Annotated in this window: 20 protein-coding genes; 14 read left to right on the top strand and 6 right to left on the bottom strand. The window is 52.3% G+C overall.

Annotated elements, in window-relative coordinates:
* Positions 1 to 59: 59 nt before the first annotated feature.
* From JHU38_RS04700 to fabG, 5 genes are all read right to left on the bottom strand, one after another.
* Complete coding sequence (locus tag JHU38_RS04700) at positions 60 to 302, bottom strand: acyl carrier protein (RefSeq protein ID WP_107581924.1); 243 nt, start codon at positions 300 to 302, stop codon at positions 60 to 62.
* 83 nt (positions 303 to 385) lie between these two features.
* Entirely contained in the window at positions 386 to 1480 is a 1095-nt protein-coding gene (locus tag JHU38_RS04695) for a class I SAM-dependent methyltransferase (protein ID WP_107581925.1), read from the bottom strand.
* Between the two features lie 61 nt (positions 1481 to 1541).
* Positions 1542 to 2063, bottom strand: a complete 522-nt coding sequence (locus JHU38_RS04690; RefSeq protein ID WP_107581926.1) for a hypothetical protein — start codon at positions 2061 to 2063, stop codon at positions 1542 to 1544.
* 24 nt (positions 2064 to 2087) lie between these two features.
* Positions 2088 to 3308, bottom strand: a complete 1221-nt coding sequence (locus JHU38_RS04685) for a beta-ketoacyl-[acyl-carrier-protein] synthase family protein (protein ID WP_107581927.1) — start codon at positions 3306 to 3308, stop codon at positions 2088 to 2090.
* A 2-nt stretch (positions 3309 to 3310) separates the two neighbouring features.
* A complete protein-coding gene (gene fabG, locus JHU38_RS04680; RefSeq protein WP_107581928.1) occupies positions 3311 to 4039 on the bottom strand; it encodes a 3-oxoacyl-ACP reductase FabG in 729 nt (242 codons plus the stop codon).
* Between the two features lie 956 nt (positions 4040 to 4995).
* Between fabG and JHU38_RS04675 the strand changes: the two genes are divergently transcribed.
* The 4 genes from JHU38_RS04675 (at position 4996) to JHU38_RS04660 (ending at position 8699) form a co-directional block, all read left to right on the top strand.
* Positions 4996 to 5223, top strand: coding sequence for an acyl carrier protein (locus tag JHU38_RS04675; protein ID WP_107582383.1), 228 nt, complete (start codon positions 4996 to 4998; stop codon positions 5221 to 5223).
* A complete protein-coding gene (locus JHU38_RS04670) occupies positions 5220 to 6530 on the top strand; it encodes a class I adenylate-forming enzyme family protein (RefSeq protein WP_107581929.1) in 1311 nt (436 codons plus the stop codon). Before JHU38_RS04675 ends, JHU38_RS04670 begins: the two co-directional genes overlap by 4 nt.
* Before the next feature lie 108 nt (positions 6531 to 6638).
* Positions 6639 to 7520 (top strand): PfkB family carbohydrate kinase, encoded by an 882-nt coding sequence (locus JHU38_RS04665; RefSeq protein WP_107581930.1) that lies wholly within the window; start codon positions 6639 to 6641, stop codon positions 7518 to 7520.
* Positions 7521 to 7583: 63 nt separating this feature from the next.
* Positions 7584 to 8699 (top strand): 1-acyl-sn-glycerol-3-phosphate acyltransferase, encoded by a 1116-nt coding sequence (locus tag JHU38_RS04660; RefSeq protein WP_107581931.1) that lies wholly within the window; start codon positions 7584 to 7586, stop codon positions 8697 to 8699.
* 94 nt (positions 8700 to 8793) lie between these two features.
* Here JHU38_RS04660 and JHU38_RS04655 read toward each other — a convergent pair whose 3' ends face one another.
* The gene (locus JHU38_RS04655; RefSeq protein WP_107581932.1) at positions 8794 to 10050 is read right to left on the bottom strand and encodes a peptidase U32 family protein; all 1257 of its coding nucleotides are present in this window, start codon (positions 10048 to 10050) and stop codon (positions 8794 to 8796) included.
* Positions 10051 to 10199: 149 nt separating this feature from the next.
* On the opposite strand from JHU38_RS04655, the gene JHU38_RS04650 reads away from it, so the two are divergent.
* The 10 genes from JHU38_RS04650 (at position 10200) to JHU38_RS04605 (ending at position 19287) form a co-directional block, all read left to right on the top strand.
* Positions 10200 to 10619 (top strand): hypothetical protein, encoded by a 420-nt coding sequence (locus JHU38_RS04650; RefSeq protein ID WP_107581933.1) that lies wholly within the window; start codon positions 10200 to 10202, stop codon positions 10617 to 10619.
* Between the two features lie 7 nt (positions 10620 to 10626).
* Positions 10627 to 11166 (top strand): RNA polymerase sigma factor, encoded by a 540-nt coding sequence (locus tag JHU38_RS04645; protein ID WP_107581934.1) that lies wholly within the window; start codon positions 10627 to 10629, stop codon positions 11164 to 11166.
* Positions 11163 to 12377, top strand: a complete 1215-nt coding sequence (locus tag JHU38_RS04640; RefSeq protein WP_107581935.1) for an outer membrane beta-barrel protein — start codon at positions 11163 to 11165, stop codon at positions 12375 to 12377. The genes JHU38_RS04645 and JHU38_RS04640 overlap by 4 nt, the downstream gene beginning before the upstream one ends.
* A gap of 27 nt (positions 12378 to 12404) precedes the next feature.
* Positions 12405 to 13043, top strand: coding sequence for a hypothetical protein (locus JHU38_RS04635; protein WP_107581936.1), 639 nt, complete (start codon positions 12405 to 12407; stop codon positions 13041 to 13043).
* Positions 13044 to 13063: 20 nt separating this feature from the next.
* Positions 13064 to 13900 carry a hypothetical protein gene (locus JHU38_RS04630; RefSeq protein ID WP_107581937.1) on the top strand — a complete coding sequence of 279 codons (837 nt, stop codon included), beginning with the start codon at positions 13064 to 13066 and terminating at the stop codon, positions 13898 to 13900.
* Between the two features lie 133 nt (positions 13901 to 14033).
* On the top strand, positions 14034 to 14681 hold the full coding sequence (locus tag JHU38_RS04625) for a hypothetical protein (protein WP_107582384.1): 648 nt from the start codon (positions 14034 to 14036) through the stop codon (positions 14679 to 14681).
* Positions 14682 to 14690: 9 nt separating this feature from the next.
* Positions 14691 to 16214, top strand: a complete 1524-nt coding sequence (gene rpoN, locus JHU38_RS04620; RefSeq protein ID WP_107581938.1) for an RNA polymerase factor sigma-54 — start codon at positions 14691 to 14693, stop codon at positions 16212 to 16214.
* 56 nt (positions 16215 to 16270) lie between these two features.
* Positions 16271 to 16885 (top strand): phosphatase PAP2 family protein, encoded by a 615-nt coding sequence (locus JHU38_RS04615; RefSeq protein WP_107582385.1) that lies wholly within the window; start codon positions 16271 to 16273, stop codon positions 16883 to 16885.
* A 17-nt stretch (positions 16886 to 16902) separates the two neighbouring features.
* Positions 16903 to 17406, top strand: coding sequence for a 5-(carboxyamino)imidazole ribonucleotide mutase (gene purE / locus JHU38_RS04610; RefSeq protein ID WP_021589925.1), 504 nt, complete (start codon positions 16903 to 16905; stop codon positions 17404 to 17406).
* A gap of 6 nt (positions 17407 to 17412) precedes the next feature.
* Positions 17413 to 19287 (top strand): 4-hydroxy-3-methylbut-2-en-1-yl diphosphate synthase, encoded by a 1875-nt coding sequence (locus tag JHU38_RS04605; protein WP_107581939.1) that lies wholly within the window; start codon positions 17413 to 17415, stop codon positions 19285 to 19287.
* Positions 19288 to 19306 lie beyond the last annotated feature (19 nt).

Raw genomic sequence — 19306 nt, 5'->3', positions numbered from 1 at the left:
TGTCTATCCTATCCTGAAAAACGCCCCCTGCGGAGGTCGTTCCAGACTTGTTGGCACGCTTAGTTTACCTTACTATCTATATAGTCACAGAAATCCTTCAACGTTTTTACGCCGGCCATTTCTTCGGGTTTAATCTTGAATCCGAAATTCTTTTCCACGATGACTACGATGTCAACGAAGTCAAGACTATCAATTCCGAGATCGTCCTTCAGCAATGCTTCCGGCGCGATTTTATCTTCTTCTACTTCTAAATCGTCAATCAAAAACTCTCTAACTTTTTCTTCTATTTCTGTTCTTTCCATATTATATATAATGTGTAATATTGAATATCAGAGGTGATATGTGGAAGATTTACGTGTGAAATTCATTTTCCATTTCACGCTTCTCACTTCATTTTCTTCACTTTGACAATGCTATGCCCTTGGCCCAAATGGTCGTAAATTTCGTCAACGCTAAGCCCTGCTTGACCAATCAGCCTGATCAAATCATCGCTGTGATACATTTTGCTGTTGCCGTTGGCTATATCCGTGAAGTAGAGACTAATCTGAGTAAGGCAGAAAGCTGCCGGTTCGAAGCGTTGCCTGTCCCATAATGTCTCCATGATATAGAGCCGAGTGTCGTTGTCCATCACGGCCGCGGCCCGCTTCAAGATGCTCACGATCTGTGTTTCGCTGAAGCAATCGAGAAACTGACTCATCCAAATCACATCCCAATGGCGGTGATTGGGTAGGGCATTTGTTTCATCAAGTAGGTTCGTTCCAAAGCCTTCTATGCGGTCGGCGCCAGACTTTCCCGCCGTTTGTTGCCGCATCATGGCTAACTGTTGGGGCAAATCTACAATCGTCACGTTGACATTTGGGTCATAGTCTACGCATCGCAATGCCCAGCGTCCTGTATTACCACCCACGTCCATCAGTGTCTTGGGCTTGTCGGCAAATACGATTTTCAATGCTTCTTCAAAAGAGCTGTCGCTATAAAAATGATCAAAAGCGAACCAACTCTTCTGCGCTTCTTCGGGAAGTTGCGACAACCCTTCGTAAACGGTGGGCCAGTTGCCAAGTCGTTTCAATCCTGCGGGCCGTCCTTCTTTCAGCGCGTCTTCCAGATCGAACATCCCTAAGTAGTTCACATCGTGATTAAAGTCCATGTTCACACGTGTGGCTGGATCGTTCACGAGAAACCATCCGGTCTTTGAAATCGTGAACCGGTCGGTCGCTTTATTGATTAATACCGTGCCGATCGTCAACGATGCCTCGAGCAGACATTTGGCCGCATAGACCGATATATCAGCCTTACGGGCCACCTCTTCAATCGTGAGTTCCTCATCGCGTAGCATTTCCAGTATGCCCCACTTCACCATGAGGCGCGACACCTGAAAGACAATAGGTCCAAAAGCAATAAACTCTGCCAGCCTTTGCGCGTCGCGGGCTGGCAGGGTTTCCTTTGTATATTTCTTTTCTAATGATTCCGAAAGATACATATCTTACATTTTCCCAGAAAGTTTGACTCTTTTTCTTTCGTCAACTTTCTGCACGAATCTTCTATTTCAAGCCTTTTTTAATCATGCTTGCCAGTTTTTTGCCCGCGTCCTTGAAGCCGTCACTCCACAGATTGGCCATCGATCCGAAGACGCCACCTTTGCCTTCGATGTTGAACTCATGCACAACCTTGTGTTTCTTCGTTTCTATCAGCTGACATTTGATAACGTTGTTTCCTTTCTTCGTGATATTTTGAGGACTCAGTTTGATGGTGTATTGGCTCGAACAGTTTTTCTTCAAGATCAGGTTGCTGCTTTTCAGCTTGCCGTTAGCCGAGGCAACCATTTCGTCAATCTGTGGTTTCAGCTCCTCCTTCAATTCCTTTCGGGCGTCCCAGTCGGGCTGATCGGCCTGCCGAAAATCCAGCCAGTCGGCTACTTTCTTGCCTTCGATGGTCAGATTCGTCCAATCGTAGTCTACGTTGATCATCGTTACATTTTTCAACATGCTGAAATCAAGTTTGCTACCGGCAAACATTTGGCACACGGTAAATAATATAACCGCCGTAAAAAGAATTCTTTTCATAATCTTATATTTTTAGTGGAACAATCAAATCTTTTGAATGACGAGAGCCGAGTTGGTCCCTCCGAAGCCGAAGCTGTTGCTCAGTACGATGTTCAGTTCGCGTTCAATCGTCTGCGTAGCCAAATTCAATGGTTCAGAATATTCATCGGCGTTTTCAAAATTGATGTTGGGTGCCACGAAATGATGCCGCATCATCAGAATAGAATACACCGCTTCGCTGGCTCCGGCCATCCAACACTCGTGTCCGGTCATGCCCTTGGTCGAAGAGATGAGGGCATGCTTGCCCCGGAACATGCGATCCAAAGCCATCGCTTCAAACATATCACCTTGCTGGGTGCTTGTCGCGTGGGCATTGATATAGTCGACATCGTCAGCCGTAATGCCAGCCATGTCCATAGCCCGGCTCATCGCCGTCACGCTGCCGTAGTCGCTGGGTTGCGAGATTCCGGCACCATTCGACGAAAAACCATAACCGGTGACTTCGGCCAAGATAGGCGCACCACGCTTGACAGCACTTTCATACTCTTCTAACATCAGAGCCGCCGCGCCGCCACTCGGCACCAATCCGTCGCGATCGCGGTCGAATGGGCGCGAAGCCCGCAGCGGATCGTCCATCCGGGCAGAGAAAGCACCCAGTGCGTCAAACGTAGCCATGCTGTAAAAGTTCACTTCCTGCGCGCCACCGCAGAGCACCCGATCCTGCAATCCCTGTTTGATAAGCAGAAAGCCCAGTCCTATACTGTGGCTGCCGCTAGCACAAGCCGCGCTCACACTGAAGTTGACGCCCCGCAACTGAAAGATACTGCTCAGGTTCATGTTGACCGTTGAGTTCATCGACTGGAAGATATAGCCCGAGCCCAACAGCTGGGTGTCGTGCTTTTCTTCCATGATCTTGGCGGCTTCGATTACCGGTTTGGCCGACGAATCATTGCCGAAGATGATGCCCACTTCGTTTTGCTGCAGGAAAGCGTCATCTATGCCGGCCTGCTCGAAGGCTTCGCGCGAAGCCATATAAGCGTATTCGGCTTCTTCGGGTAGCCCCACACGCAGCCTGCGATGGAGCAATCCCTTTAGCTGAGGCTGTTCCACCAGACCCGTCAGGGCCGATTGGTAGCCATATTCTATACGTTGCGGCTCAAGTCCAATACCCGATCGGCCTTGTCGCAACGCTTCTGTTACTTGTTCTTGGTTGGTTCCCAGACACGACCAAATGCCCATGCCCGTCACCACGACTCTTCTTTCCATGATTACGTGTAAAGTCCTCCGTTTATTTGTATCACCTGCCCGGTAATGTAGGCAGCCTTATCGCCGGCCAAGAAAGCCACTAAAGCCGCCACTTCCTCCGGTTTACCGAAGCGCCCCATGGGTATCATCTTCGACAACTCTTTCTCATCGAGATCGCGGGTCATATCGGTGGCAATGAATCCGGGCGCAATGGCGTTCACGGTAACACGCCGTTTAGCCACCTCTTGGGCTAAAGCCTTTGTGGCTCCTATCAGCGCAGCCTTGGCCGCACTATAATTGGTTTGCCCCGGCAGGCCTTTTAAACCACTCAATGAAGCAATGTTGATAACGCGACCGTCACGATGGGTAAGCATATTCTTCAGCAGTCGGCGGGTCACATAGAAGAAACCGTTAAGCGGGGTGTCCACTACGTTGTGCCACTCTTCGTTCTGCATGAAAATCATTAAGTTGTCGCGGCGAATACCCGCGTTGTTTACGACCACGGCAATGTAATCATCGGGATGTTTCGCTTCCCAATCGGCCAACGCCGTTTCGATAGCTTCCGGATCGGCCACGTCGAACGACAACAGTTCAGCCTGCCCGCCACGCTCCGTAATTTCATTCAAAGTAGCCTGCGCGGCTTCCGTATTGCTGTGGTAATTGATAACAACGGGTAATCCCGCCATGGCCAGTTCGCAGGCTATGGCCTTACCAATACCACGTGACCCTCCTGTTACAAGCGCGTATCTCATAATCGAATTTCCTGGATCTTCTCCTCTTATTATATTACACAAAAGTAAGAAGAAATCCGTATAAGTCCAAAAAAAACAAACAGAATTTAGTCATTCCGCCACCCGCGTGCTGTATGTGCTTCGGCCTTTTTCGTCTTTCCTTCTTTGAAATGAATGTGAGCGAGGACGCAGAGCTTAGGTACAACAGCCTGTTTATACAGGGGAAGAATGTTTCCGAAGTCCTTTTGTCAGAAGGTTCTTATTTGAGTAATTTAACATGGCTACCTTTGGATTGTATGCTTTTTTTATTTACGTTTGTAATCATTTAATATAACTCCGTAAATCTTTCTGTTCTTATATGCGAAATAGAGAATGTCCGTGTTGTCATAAAAGGATAGCAATCAGACAATGCTTGATGTATATCTATCGTGGTACAAACTATTCAACAAGGTGTAATCATTGTGGGAGTATGGTTAAGCTTAAAAGGGAACCCATCCCCTTTATGTATTGCGTATGCGCGGGCTTCTTAAGTATTTATCTTCCAATGCAATTTTTGTTATACTTTTGTGATTTTTCTTTTCTTAAATCTGCTTTATTTAGTTTGCCCATAGGAATCTTATGTATAGCGATTTGTATACTATTCACTTTCAAAAACATTTTCTTCCAAATTTCAAAATAATATGATGGTTGCTATCAAAAATCACTATGATTCTGTTATATAATTGCTTGTTAAAAACGTCTTTTTTGAGTTGAGTTTATAAAGACTTTGCCACCCGTTTCTAAAAGCATAGCTTTCGCGTTGTAAAAGCATAACTATTACACGCTAAAAGCATAGCTTTTACACGCTAAAAGGGCTGCTTTTACAAGGCGAAAGCTATGCTTTTAGAAAACAAGACTTTGAAAGAAACATCCATATATCAACCAACCACTTGTAAATCACTAAGTTATCGATTATCAATTCAGTAAAAAATATGGAAATGAAACAACATATTCGTGAGCTTTTAGAAGAAGCGCTGCCTTTGGTCGACATCGATTCAGACTTCCTTTTCAGCGAACTCGACTCGCTGGGCGTTACCACTATCCTGATGATTTTGTCGAAAGAATACGACATTGTCTTAGAAGCGGAGGACGCAACGCCCAAGAATCTGAAAACGCTCGATGCCATCGTAGCCATGGTAACTCACAAAATAGCCGACCGAAAGTGAAGACCATCGAGGATTTTCTGTGCCGCAACGCTCGCCTTTATGCCGACCAACCGGCCATCGTAACGCCTTGCGACACGATTACTTACGCCGAACTTTGGCAGCAAGTGTCGGCCAAAGCCCGGACGATGGCCGCGTTACGGGGGCGGGCGGTGGTATTCAGAGGCAGTCAGACGGCCGATTTTCTCGTCCATTATTTCGCCATTCATCTGGCGGGCGCGGTGGCCGTGCCGCTCGAACACGATGTTCCCGATAGTCGACTGACCGAACTTGAGACCGAATTGAGCCACTGCATGCTGCCCGCAGACGTGGCCGACGTGCTCTATACCACCGGAACGACAGGCCGTTCAAAGGGTGTCATGGTGAGCCATCGGGCCATATTGGCCAATTCCGACAACCTTGTCAAGGCCCTGAACTTCAGCCACGATCTCGTGTTTGTAATCTGTGGTCCGATGAATCATATCGGTTGCCTTTCCAAAGTCTACCCCGTCGTGCAGTGCGGGGCGACGCTCTATCTGCTCGAAGGCATGAAAGACCTCAACGCTTTCTATCAGGCATTGGATTACCCCTGCGCCAAGGCGGCCACTTTTCTGGTTCCGGCCAGCATCCGTATGCTGCTAACCTTCAGTGCCGACCGCCTTCAGACCTACGCGGCGAAGCTCGATTTCATAGAAACAGGCGCGGCACCCATTGCGCAAACCGACATGCGGCAGCTCTGCCGGTTGCTTCCTCACAGCCGACTCTACAACACCTACGCCTCTACCGAAACGGGAATCATCGCCACTTACAACTTTAACGACAGCCATTGTTTTGAAGGTTGCGTCGGCACCGCTATGCCGCATGCCCGCTTCACGGTCGATAGCGACCGGCGCATCCGTTGCCAAGGCGACACGCTCATGTCGGGATATGCCGGCAACGAGGCCCTTACGGCAAGTGTACTGACTGACGGCGAACTGCTCACGGCCGATTTGGGCCGCGTAGACGCAGAGGGACGGCTCCACCTCATGGGTCGCAGCGACGACATTATCAACACGGGCGGACTGAAGGTTGCGCCCGAAGAGGTGGAGAAAGCGGCCCTCGCGATGGGCAATATCGCCGAATGTCTCTGCGTGGCGGCCAATCATCCTGTCGTAGGAACGGTGCTGCGGCTGCTCGTCGTCATGCGCCCGGGCCATGAACTCAAGGCTCGTGAACTGACCAGGCATCTCCGCGAACGCCTCGAAGCCTACAAAGTACCCATGCTGTATGAGCAGGTAGAAGCGATTCGTAAAACTTTCAATGGCAAACCCGACCGCAAGAGTTATCGCTAAAGTGCCCTTCGGGCTGCGTTCTATGAGGAAAGAATCCGCCGAAAAAACCATAAAAGTGGTGAGGGTTTGATATTTAATGTTATCTTTGCAATAACAAATGATGATTGGATGATAGATATCTGTTGTATTGGGCATGTTACGCTCGACAAGATTGTAACCCCACAGAAGACCGTCTACATGGCGGGCGGGACTTCATTCTACATGGCTTACGGCATGAAACAGCTGCCTCCGAAGGCTTCGTTCCAATTGATAACGAAGGTGGGAGACGAGCAGCGCAAGGAGATAGAGCGGATGCGCCATGCCGGCATCGACGTTGTATGCTACGATAGTGCCCATACCGTTTATTTCGAGAATCGATATGGCATGGACACCAATCATCGAACCCAACGTGTTTTGGCCAAAGCCGACCCTTTCACGCTCGACGAAGTGGAACCGCTGGAGGCTGAAATATTCCATCTGGGTTCGCTCTTAGCCGATGATTTTTCGCCCAAAGTGGTGGCTGCTTTGGCCGCTAAGGGCCGTGTTTCCATTGACGTACAGGGATTCCTGCGCGAGGTGAGGGGCGAGAGCGTGCATCCTGTCGGATGGAAAAACCAAACTGAAATACTTCAATATACGGACATTCTCAAACTGAACGAGCACGAAATGGTGACCATCGGCGGCAGCAATAACCCGCGTGAGGTGGCCTTGAGTCTGGCGGCGATGGGCGTGCGCGAAGTCGTGATTACGCTGGGCAACTATGGTTCGTACATTTGGGCCGACAACAAGTTCTACGAAATACCGGCCTATGAGCCTACGGAGCAGGTAGATGCCACAGGTTGCGGCGACACGTATTCCACCGGTTATCTCTACATGCGTTCACAGGGAGCCGATTGTTTTGAAGCCGGTAAGTTCGCGGCGGCCATGTGCACCATTAAGTTAGCGCACAACGGACCATTCGATGGCACCATCGAAGACATCGAACGGGTGGCGGGGCAGTCGTTCCGGTAACAGACTCTTCCCTTCGCCGATATCGAAGTATATAATATTTGCAACCGAACAATAAAGATTTTCATGGAGAATTACGACGACATCCGTCCTTATCGCGACGAAGAAATACCCGCAGCCATGCGTCGTATTGCAGAGTCGGAAGCCTTTCCGCTACTGGCCTCATGGATATTTCCCGACCGCGGGTTAGAAGAAGTGCGACGGGAGTTGCTCTCTTACCATACGATCAAAGAATTTCAGTATGGCGTGATGATGGCCGCCACGCTTCAGATTATCCGTCGCAGCATAGATCAACTCAGTTATAGTGGCTTTGAACAACTGCGACCCGACACGCAATATCTTTTCGTATCAAACCATCGCGACATTGTTCTCGACGCGTTGCTGCTTCAAAAGTTGCTCGTCAAACACGAACGAGAGACCACCGAGATTACCTTCGGTGCCAATCTGATGCAGCCCGGACTGGTGACCGACATCGGCAAATCGAACAAAATGTTCAGGGTGGAGCGTGGAGGACGCATGCGCGATTTCTATATGTCGTCGTGCCATCTGAGCAATTACATCCGCCATACCATGCTCGAGCGGAACGAAAGCGTATGGATAGCCCAGCGCAACGGGCGTACCAAGGACGGAAACGACCACACCGACCAGGGAATCATCAAGATGTTCTGCATGAGTAAGCCGGAGGATAAGATCAAAGCGTTGAGCGAACTCCACATCATTCCTGTCAGTATCAGCTACGAATGGGAAAGTTGCGACATCCTGAAGGCCATCGAACTCTACGAAAGTCGTTGCCGAAAATACATCAAAAAGCCGGGTGAAGACCTCAATAGCATCCTCACGGGCATCATTCAGCCCAAGGGGAAGGTCCATATCACACTATGTCCCGAACTGACCGAGGCCGACTTGCGCCAGTTCGACAGCTGTACCAACAACGAATACCACAAACGAGTGGCCGAATTGCTCGACCAACGCATCAACGCGGCCTATCTATTATACCCCAATAACTATATAGCCCACGACCTCCGCTACGGACAGACCTGCTATCAGGAGCATTACAGCAAAGAACAATTGCAACAATTCCTGCGTTATATGGAGCGTCTCAACGACTACGACATCACCGATCCCGATACGCTAAAAGACATCTTCCTTGGCATTTACGCCAACCCTGTACGCAATAAATAAACATCTTTTTCCTCCATTTCTGCCTTTCCCAATATTAGGAAAGACCATTTTAAATCAAATAAGGCCATCGCTGAAGAACGATGGCCTTATTTTTTTACTTCTTTTTCTCGGTTTTGACGAGTTTAAAGAGTTTGTCATTAGGACGAACCTTGCCCGGAACGGGAACGGATACGCGCCATCCTTTTTCGGCTTTATCCACCGGTTTGAGGTCGTAGCGTATCTCTTCGGCATCGAGATACATCACGCCGGTGGTCGGTCCGGTGATAAGGAGCTTGTCGCCCAGACTCATTTCCGAAGCCTCAACGGCCATTTCGGCCACGCCGAGTTTAGAGAAATACTTCACAACCTTGCCCACAAGCACTTTCTTTTCTGTGGCGGCACTGCCGTAATTTTGGTTCCATTCGCCCAATGTCTGCCCCTGATAGTAGCCATCCCAGAAGCCACGATTGAACACTGTGGCCAGTCGCTCGTCCCATTGGTCTTTCTTTTCCCCGGTAAAAGTGCCGTCAACCACACTTTGGATGGCCTCGCGGTAACAGCTAACGACGGTATATACGTATTCAGGACCACGCGCCCTACCTTCTATTTTGAACACGGTGACACCGCTCTCTATCATCCGATCGATGAAGCGAAGGGTCTTCAGATCCTTCGGACTCATGATGTATTGATTGTCAATCTCCAACTCATTGCCCGTCTCGTTGTCGGTGACGGTGTACGAACGGCGGCATATCTGCACGCATTCTCCACGATTGGCCGAGCGGTTAGAGTTGGCCAGACTCATATAACACTTACCACTGACAGCCATACAGAGGGCACCATGGCAGAACATTTCGATGCGGATGAGTTCGCCCTTGGGGCCACAGATGTGCTGTTCTTTAATCTGTCGGTGGATGTCGGCCACCTGTTCCATATTCAGTTCGCGCGCCAACACGACCACATCGGCAAAGCGTGCGTAGAATTTCAGGGCATCGATGTTCGTGATATTGAGCTGCGTGGAGAGGTGAACCTCTACACCCTCCTCGTTGCAGTAGGCCATCACGGCTACGTCGCTGGCGATAACGGCACTGATTTGGGCCTCTTTGGCGGCATCGATAATCTCGTGCATCGTACTGAGGTCTTCGCCATAGATGATGGTATTGACCGTCAGATAGCTCTTGATGTTATGTTCGGCGCACGTGGCGGCAATCTCCCGCAGGTCGTCGATGGTGAAATGATTGGCCGAATGCGACCGCATATTGAGCTGACCGATGCCGAAATAAACCGAGTTGGCACCGGCTTGGATGGCTGCCGCTAAGCTTTCGCGCGAGCCTACGGGAGCCATGATTTCAAATTCTGATATCTCTTGTTGCATACAATCTTATATAGGATAGGGCTGCAAAAGTACGAAAATAAAGTGACAAGACGCTTTTTTCATCCCGCAAATCATTTTTTTGTATTTTCTCATGCAAGATTTTCACCATCATGAAGTTATGATGATAGACAACCACAAGAAAAGTAGTCATGAAAAGAATTTTCTACACGCTTTTGCTGCTGTTTTGTTTCGGTCTCACCGCATGCACCGTAGCTAACGATACCGACATTCCGAGCCAGACTCCGGGGGACGGTGTGCTGTCGCCGTGGCGGGGTAGTTTTACGATTGAGCTGACGGGCAATGGCAGTCAGACCGTGACGACAACGTTGCGCGTGACCGGATCGGAAATGACCTTTGGCCGTTTGCCCGGCGTCAGCGCTCCCGTCGTGGCCATCTATCTGCATACGGGCAGCTCCGACACCACCGAATACTTCGACCTGACGCAGAAGGAAAATCCGACCGGACCGAAATGGGTGGCCGTCTATCATAAAAAGACAGGTCTATGGAGTGGTGTCGTAGTCATCGGCGGCGCTTCCTACCAATTCAGCGCGACGAAACGAACCCTCTGAAAGGCGGATGGAATCGGAAGAAATCATCTTGGACGGAATCAGGCGGGGAGACCGCCGGGCCATGCGACAGCTGTACGACGGTTGCGTCGGGCGAGCCATGGCTGTCAGTCACCGCTATGTGGGCGACATCGACGCCCGTAAAGACATCGTTCAGGAGAGTTTTATCCAGGTTCTGACGCACATCGGCGACTTCCAATACCGGGGCAAAGGCTCACTTATGGCATGGCTGCTGCGCATCGTCGCCAACCGGTCGGTCGACTATATAAGGAAGCACGAGCGCTGGGTGCTGACCGACAGCATGCCGGAGCTGCCCGACGAGGACGAGCCGCCTGTGGAACAAGTGCCTCCCGAGGTCGTTACCGAAATGCTGGGACGGCTGCCCGTCGGCTATCGGATGGTCTTCAACCTCTACGTTTTCGAACAGCGGTCGCACAAGGAGATAGCCCGGTTGCTGCATATCCGTGAAAACAGTTCGGCTTCGCAATACTCCAGGGCCAAGAAAATGCTGGCCCGAATGATGAAAGAATATATTAAGACGCAAAGATGATGAAACAAACAGATTGGACGGACACCCTTCGCAAGCGCGTGGCACAGCAGGAAGAACCTGTCGGCGATGAGCTGTGGGCGGGCATTGAGCAGGCGCTCGACGGCCGGTCGGCCGCCGTGGCCGCACGTCGGATGGCTTTGCGTCGTTGGATAGCCGCCGCGGCAGTCGTCATAGCGGTGGTGGGAGGAAGCGTTTTATGGTTGAGCAGGCAGGGAGAGCAGGCTGTCGGGCAGTTGGGCACGGAGCAAAAACTGTTGGACAGGCAGCGTGCCGTCCGGCAATCGATAGGTATGGAACCCTCGGAATCGGTGCCCGTCGTGGCTCAAAACAAGGTGGCGCGGGAGCGGAAAGGACTCTCCTTGCCCGCCCCTTCGGCAGCTCCGGAGGGACCGACTGCCCCTTATTGCCATGAACCGACTGTTTCGCCTGTCGACGATTCGCCCGAGAAAGCACCCCGCCGGTCACAGCCTGTCACGCCTTCACGGCCTGTTCCGCAACCGCGATCTTCTACGACGGCGCCCGCCATACGCCGCGCCACTACGCCCGGTGTCAGCCTGCGGCTCTACGCGGGCAACGGGTTGATGGGCTATCAGCGGCAAAACGGGGTGGTCATGTCGCCCGAAATGCAGCGTCAATACCACATGGCCAAGCGCAACGGCCCCGGGTTGTCGCGGGCGGCAACGGCCCCTGACGACGCGACGGTGTATCTTGTAGGCTATGGCGAAGAAGCTCATCACGACCTGCCGCTATCCGTAGGACTCACGGTAGACGTGCCGCTGACGACTTCATGGAGCCTGACGACAGGTGTGGTTTATACCCGACTCAACGCCACCTTTACCCGTCGCATGCGAGAACATGCCATGACGACCCGCCAACAACTTCATTACGTGGGCGTGCCGCTGACAGTCAACTATCGTTTACTACACGGCCGGCGGTTTGCGGTCTACGCCATGGGCGGCGCGCAAGTGGACTTCAACGTCAAGGCCGACACCCGAACGGAAGGAACACGCCAGCCGATGAAGAAAGATCAAACGCAATTCTCGGTGACGGCAGGTTTAGGAGCGATCTTCAAACTGACCCCCGTGGTGGGCGTTTACGTTGAGCCGTCGCTGCGCTACGCGCCCGATAACGGCAGTTCGGTGCAGACCTTCTTCAAGGAAAAGCCCTTCAGCCCCGCCCTGCAATTAGGAATACGGATTCAAACAAAATAAAAATAAACCATCAAGAACATTGAAAAGATGAATGTAAAGAAACAACCGTTTCTGCTCTTTTTCGTACTGCTGGCGGCCTGGCCGATGGCGGGACGGGCGCAGAACGACGACATTCCCCTGCGGGAAGTGTCGGTAGGAATGGGCATTGGCACCTCGAATCTGAAGTGGAACTTGAGCAGTGAAGACACGTATGATTACTGGTTTTACAGAGAAAAGCCGCTCGCCGCCTATCGTCATTTGAAAATCTATGACGACGGAAGCGTGCAACCGCCCTGCTATACCGTGGCTTTCCGGCAGGATTTCAAGGTAGGACGCTGGATGAGCTATGGCCTGACGGCGTCGTATGAATACACAAAGAACACCTGGAAAAGCAGGTTGACGGACAAGACGGTGGCCACCTCGCGCGACAGTTACTTCACGCTCATGCCTGCTTTGCGTTATTATTATCTGCGCCATCGGGGCTTCCGCATGTACACAGAGGCCGGCGTAGGCGTGTCGCTGCGCTACACCCGTAGCATGGAAGAGCGGTCGGGACATCATAAGATCCGCTTTACGGGGCAGTTTACGGGCTTCGGTATTCAGATGGGTAAGCGTGTTTTCTTCGGGTCGGAACTGGGTTACGGCTGCTTAGGTGTGGCCCGTATGATAGCTGGCTATCGTTTTTAATTTTAAAAGATAATATCAAGATGAAAAAGAAAATATATCTTTCGGCATGGCTTGCCATGATGGTTTGCTGCCTGACGAGTTGTTTAACCGAGTCAAGTTCGGGCCGTGACGCGACGGCACCGGGTTATCAGGCCTATGAATACGTGCGCCAGGCCAACGAATCGTTGACCGACATGCTTTTTATGGCTTATCTGTCGCATCAATATTTCGGGTTGTCGACCGATGTCGAGCGGGCAAAATTCATGATGGAATACTTTCCGAAGTGCGAGATTCGCGACACGCTCAAGATCGACGGCACCCGTAACTGGGAAGTGCTTTACCGTCAGTCGGATTACTATTTTGAGGATTATCTTTTCTCGGAGACGCCCCAGAAACAGTTGCAGGCTCGCATGTTCTCGGCACATAACAGCGACGAGATACAGAATGCCTACCGTTTTCAGGCACAGATAGGCACGGATAATCGATGGACGCTGAGCGATTACACGGTCACCGTGAGAGAGAACACGAAGCGAGGTGATTTTGATTTGAACCAGTTTGACTGTAGCGCCAAGCAATTAAACGTGACATGGACAGAGCCAAAGAATGACTCGCTCTACTGTGAACTGACCGGTACGATACAGATGGCCAGTCATGAGACGCCGTCACTGCTGATCGAGATGAAGACGAAGGAACCGCTACGGGCGCAACTGAACCGCAGAAGCTCTATGTCGACCATCTTCCCGTGGATTAAAGGTAAGTTGGAGCTGACCGTTACGGACGGTGGGACGAAGGAGACCGACCATGTGGGCGTCATTTTGTCGGGCAATCCCGACCAGCGTGCGCTCATCCAGATGAATGATTTCTCGCAACCGTGGTGACGGCTTGCGTGCGATAGAGAATGATCCCTCTGATTCTAACCGAGTCAGGGGGATTCCTCTTTTATTAAAAAAGCGTAGTTTTAATTTTGGAATATCACGCATTTGGTGTATCTTTGCAATAAAGTATCTTATGATGGCTGCACTTCCTTTATGGCAAGAGGAGTATTGGATTTTACTGATGCAACTCTATATGAAAAAACCGGTGGGCGTCAAGGCTTTATATTCCAAACCTTTGATCGACTTGAGTCTCGAGCTCCACATTGAGCCCGTGTTTCTCTATCAACAGCTTTTTCGCGTCCGCAGAAAGGATACGCCCAGTATGGGACTGCTCTGGGATACTTATGCCGACCACCACAGTCGCCTCAGTCGTGAGGCTAAGCGTGTGCGACGGATGAAAGGCTATGGTAATGCCGCCGGATTTTACGAAGGGGTCGACATCCATGAGACGTTTGAAAAGGACTTCAGGCCTTTGCCACAGAATCCACAGCTCACCCCCGTCATGCTCATCCGCATGCTCGACCTTTATTTTAGGCTTACGCCTTTGACGATGGTCGTGGGCACTTCGGAGATACAAGAGGAGGCTCGGCTGCTGAAGATACCCGCCGCGCTCATTGTCAACGTGATGGAGGTGTTTCAGTTTTGCGACCCCTATCTCAATCGTGGTGACTTCATGATCGACCCGCTGCTGTTGCCCTGCAAGGACATCTGGAAGCGATATGGTAACGATAACCCCGAAAAGTTGGCGGCGGTGGCGGCCCAACTGAAGGATTATTTCAAATAACGGAAACGCATGGCACAGAAGTTGATACAGACTCAGGAACAGAAGCTGGCGCAGCTGCAACGTCTCTCGCAGCAGCAAATGCTGGTGGTGCGCCTGCTCGAAATGCCCATCACCGAACTGGAAGAGAACGTCAACGCCCAGCTCGACGACAATCCCGCGCTGGAAAAGGTCGACGAGGGCGAGGAGGACATGCCCGATCTGCGCGACGACGGTGGCGTGGCGGGCGATGAGCCCGAAGGCTTTGAAGCGGAAAATGAGTGCGAGGAACGGCAGGACGCCCTCGACGACGCGCTGGAGAGTATCGGCTACGACGACCGAATGCCCGACACTCATTGGAACCAGCGGCAGAATGCCGACTACGAGGAAATCGTCTACGGCGATACGGTGTCGTTCTACGACAAGCTGAAGGAGCAGATGGGCGAACTCGAACTGACCCCGCGGCAGGAGCACGTCATGGAATATATCATCGGAAGTCTTGACGACGACGGACTGCTACGTAAAGATCTCGACACGATCTGCGACGAACTGGCCATCTATCATAATATCGACGTGAGCGTGGCAGACATCGAAGAGGTGCTCCGCATGCTCCAGACGTTCGACCCGGGGGGCATTGGCGCACGCTCTTTGCAGGAGTGTCTGCTGCTTCAGATAGACCGCTTGCTCACCGAAGAGAAGGAGAAAGGACAGTCCGAACGGCTGACGCTCGTCATGCGCGACGTCATTGCCAACTGCTTTGACGACTTTACGCGTAAGCGATGGGGCCGTATTCAAGAACAGTTGCGGCTGACCGACGACACGGTGGAGGCACTGAAAGAGGAAATCAAACGGCTTAACCCGAAACCGGGAGCCGCAATGGGCGAGACCGTCGGGCGCAGCCTGCAACAGATAACGCCCGACTTCATCGTCGATACGGCCGACGACGGCACCGTGACGTTCTCCATGAACAACGGCGGACTGCCTGATCTGGCCGTCTCTCCTTCGTTCACGAAGCTGGTGGACGACTACAAGGACCGCAAGGAAAAGTTGAACCGGCAAGACCGGGAGGCGTTGGTCTACGCCCGCGACAAGGTGGACAAGGCGCGAAACTTCATCGACGCCATCCGACAGCGTCGCCATACGATGTATGTCACCATGAAAGCCATCATCGCATGGCAGCATCGGTTCTTCACCGACGGCGACGAGGCCGACTTGAAACCGATGATTCTGAAAGATATTGCCGAGAAGACGGGGCTCGACATTTCCACCATCAGCCGCGTGAGCAACGTGAAATACGTGCAGACACGCTGGGGAACATTCCCCCTGCGCTTCTTCTTCACCGACGGCTACGACACGGGCGATGGCGAAGAGACGTCTACCCGCAAGATTAAATTGGCCCTGAAGGAGATGATCGGCAAGGAAGACGCCGGACGCCCGATGAGCGATGAGGCCCTGGCCCGCGAGATGAAGAAGCAGGGTTATCCCGTGGCCCGGCGCACAGTGGCCAAGTATCGTGAGCAGATGGGTATTCCCATCGCCCGCTTGCGCAAAGACTGACGGACGGCGAAACGATTCGGAAGAAGAGAAAAGAGAATATAATCAATCGCAAAGTGATCAAGGAAAAAGACATGATTGTGGCGGCAAGGACCGTCAGCATGGTATTCAATCCGTTCTATCTGCCCATGATGGGGCTCGTGGCGTTGTTCGTCTTCAGCTATCTGAGTATGCTCCCCACGTCTTATAAGTTTACCGTTCTGGCACTGGTCTACGTGTTTACGGCCCTGCTTCCTACGTTACTCATCCGCCTCTATCGCAATTCGCAGGGCTGGTCGCTCATCGAACTGGGTTCGCGTGAGCGGCGTATGGTTCCCTATGTTATCTCCATCCTGTGCTACTTCGTCTGTGTCTACCTCATGAGAATCTTCCATATGCCGCATTTCATGGGCAGTATTCTGGTGGCGGCATTGCTGATTCAGGTGGTTTGCGCGCTTATTAATATATGGTGGAAGATATCCACCCACACAGCAGCCATCGGTGGCGTGGCCGGCGCTTTGATGGCATTCTCCATGATTTTCGCTTTCAATCCGATGTGGTGGTTCTGTTTAGTGATGGTGCTTTCGGGCGCCGTGGGCACCAGTCGCATGATTCTGCGCCAGCACTCGCTGTCTCAGGTGGTTGTCGGCTTCATCATGGGACTGGCCGTTGCCTTCTTTTCGATTCTTTTGTAAAACAAACAACAACCGATATGAAACCATTAGTGAGTATTATCATGGGCAGTACGAGTGATCTGCCCGTCATGGAAAAGGCCTGTAAGTGGCTCGATGATAACGAAATCCCATTTGAAGTGAACGCCCTTTCGGCCCATCGCACGCCCGACGCGGTTGAAGCATTCGCCAAAGGAGCCAAGGCACGTGGCGTGAAAGTCATCATTGCGGCGGCCGGAATGGCTGCGGCACTGCCCGGTGTCATCGCAGCGTCGACCCCGTTGCCCGTCATCGGCGTACCCATCAAGGGCATGCTCGATGGTCTCGACGCCATGTTGTCGATCATTCAGATGCCCCCCGGCATACCGGTAGCCACCGTTGGCGTCAACGGAGCACAGAACGCGGCTATTCTCGCCGCCCAAATGATTGCCCTGAACGATGAGAACGTGGCAGCCAAAGTAGACGCATGGAAGGCCGGACTGGGTGAAAAGATAGAGAAAGCCAATAAGGATTTGGCCGAAATCAAGTATCAGTTTAGGGTGTAGCATACGATGGATTTATTCAATTTTCAGCGTCGGGCCACGACCGTTGTGCATGTCGGTGCCATTGATATGGGTGCCGACAACCCCATTCGGGTGCAGAGCATGACCACCACCAACACCAATGACACCGACGCTTGCGTAGCGCAGGCCGAGGAAATCATCAAGGCCGGTGGCGAACTCGTGCGACTGACGACGCAAGGAACCAAGGAGGCGGAAAACCTGCAGCCTATCAACGCACGGCTCAGGGCTGAAGGATATGACACGCCTTTGGTTGCCGACGTCCACTTCAACCCTAACGTGGCCGACGTGGCCGCACGCTTTGCCGAGAAGGTTCGCGTCAATCCGGGCAACTATGTAGACCCCGCCCGCCGCTTCATCAAGCAGGAATATACGGACGAGGAGTACGCGCAGGAACTGAAAAAGATAGAAGATCGCTTCGTTCCTTTCCTGCGGATATGCAAGGAAAACCATACGGCCGTGCGCATCGGCGTGAACCATGGTTCGCTCTCCGACCGTATCCGCAACCGCTACGGCGACACGCCGGCGGGCATTGTGGAGAGCTGTATGGAGTTTCTCCGTGTCTGTAAGCGGCATGATTTCAACGATGTGGTCATCTCGGTTAAGGCTTCCAACACGGTGATCATGGTGCAGTCGGTGCGCATGTTGGTCGAAGCCATGGACCGGGAGGGCATGCGTTATCCGCTTCATTTGGGAGTGACGGAGGCCGGTGAGGGCGAAGACGGGCGTATCAAGAGCGCTGTGGGCATCGGCGCGCTGCTGGCCGACGGCATTGGCGACACCGTTCGGGTGAGCCTGAGCGAAGAACCGGCGGCCGAAATACCTGTGGCACGCCATCTGGTGGACTACATCGGTGCCCATGCGGGTCATTTAGTGATTCCCGGAACGGCCTCGAAAGATTTTGACTGGCTGCGTCCGCAACGGCGCAAGACGCGTGCCGTGGCCGGAATCGGCGGCAGCAACGTGCCTGTGGTCATCGCTTCGCTGTCGCCGGAGCATGGCGCCACAGTCGTCGGAACGGGCGAGCAGGCACCCGATTACTTGTATGTGGGCGGTCGGTTGCCCGAAAAACCGGAAGCAGGACAGAAGTACTTGGTGGATTACGACAAGTATATCGCCTTGCAACGAGCCGGGTCGCCGTTAGTGACCGCGGGTCGGCTGGCCCCCGTTTTCCCTACCGACGCCATTCCGTTCATTGGTATGACCAAAGCCGACGTGAAGTTTCTGGTGCTCAAGTTTGGCGCGCCCGTTGAGGAATATCAGGCCTGTCTGCGCCTCCATCCCGAGGTAGTGGTGGTCTGTGTCAGCAATCACCGAAACCGGTTGGGCGACCAGCGCGCGCTGGTTCATGAGCTGATGAACGCCGGACTGTTCAATCCCGTGGTCTTCGCGCAGATGTACCGCCATTCGAAAGCGGAGAAAAGCGACTTCCAATTGGAAGCCGCCGCCGATATGGGAGCCTTGATGATCGACGGATTCACCGATGGATTGTGGCTCCTGAACGACGGTGATATTCCGCAAGAAGACATCGTTGACACGGCCTTCGGCATTCTGCAGGCCGCCCGTCTGCGCACCAGCAAGACCGAATACATCTCCTGTCCGGGTTGCGGACGTACCCTTTACGACCTTCGGGAGACCATCGCCAAGATTCGCGAGGCTACCAAAGACATGAAAGGACTGAAGATCGGAATCATGGGTTGCATCGTGAACGGTCCGGGAGAGATGGCCGACGCCGACTACGGCTACGTGGGGGCGGGCGTCAATCGGGTCAGTCTTTATCGCGGTCAGGTGTGTGTCGAGAAGAACATACCGCAGGAAGTGGCCGTCGAACACTTATTGGCATTAATCAAAAAAGGCGAACAATAATTATTGTTCGCCTTTTTTG

The organism is Prevotella illustrans, assembly GCF_017426725.1.
GTDB lineage: Bacteria > Bacteroidota > Bacteroidia > Bacteroidales > Bacteroidaceae > Prevotella > Prevotella illustrans.
Note: the sequence above shows the minus strand (reverse complement) of the source record. Positions and strands in the feature narration are given on the sequence as shown.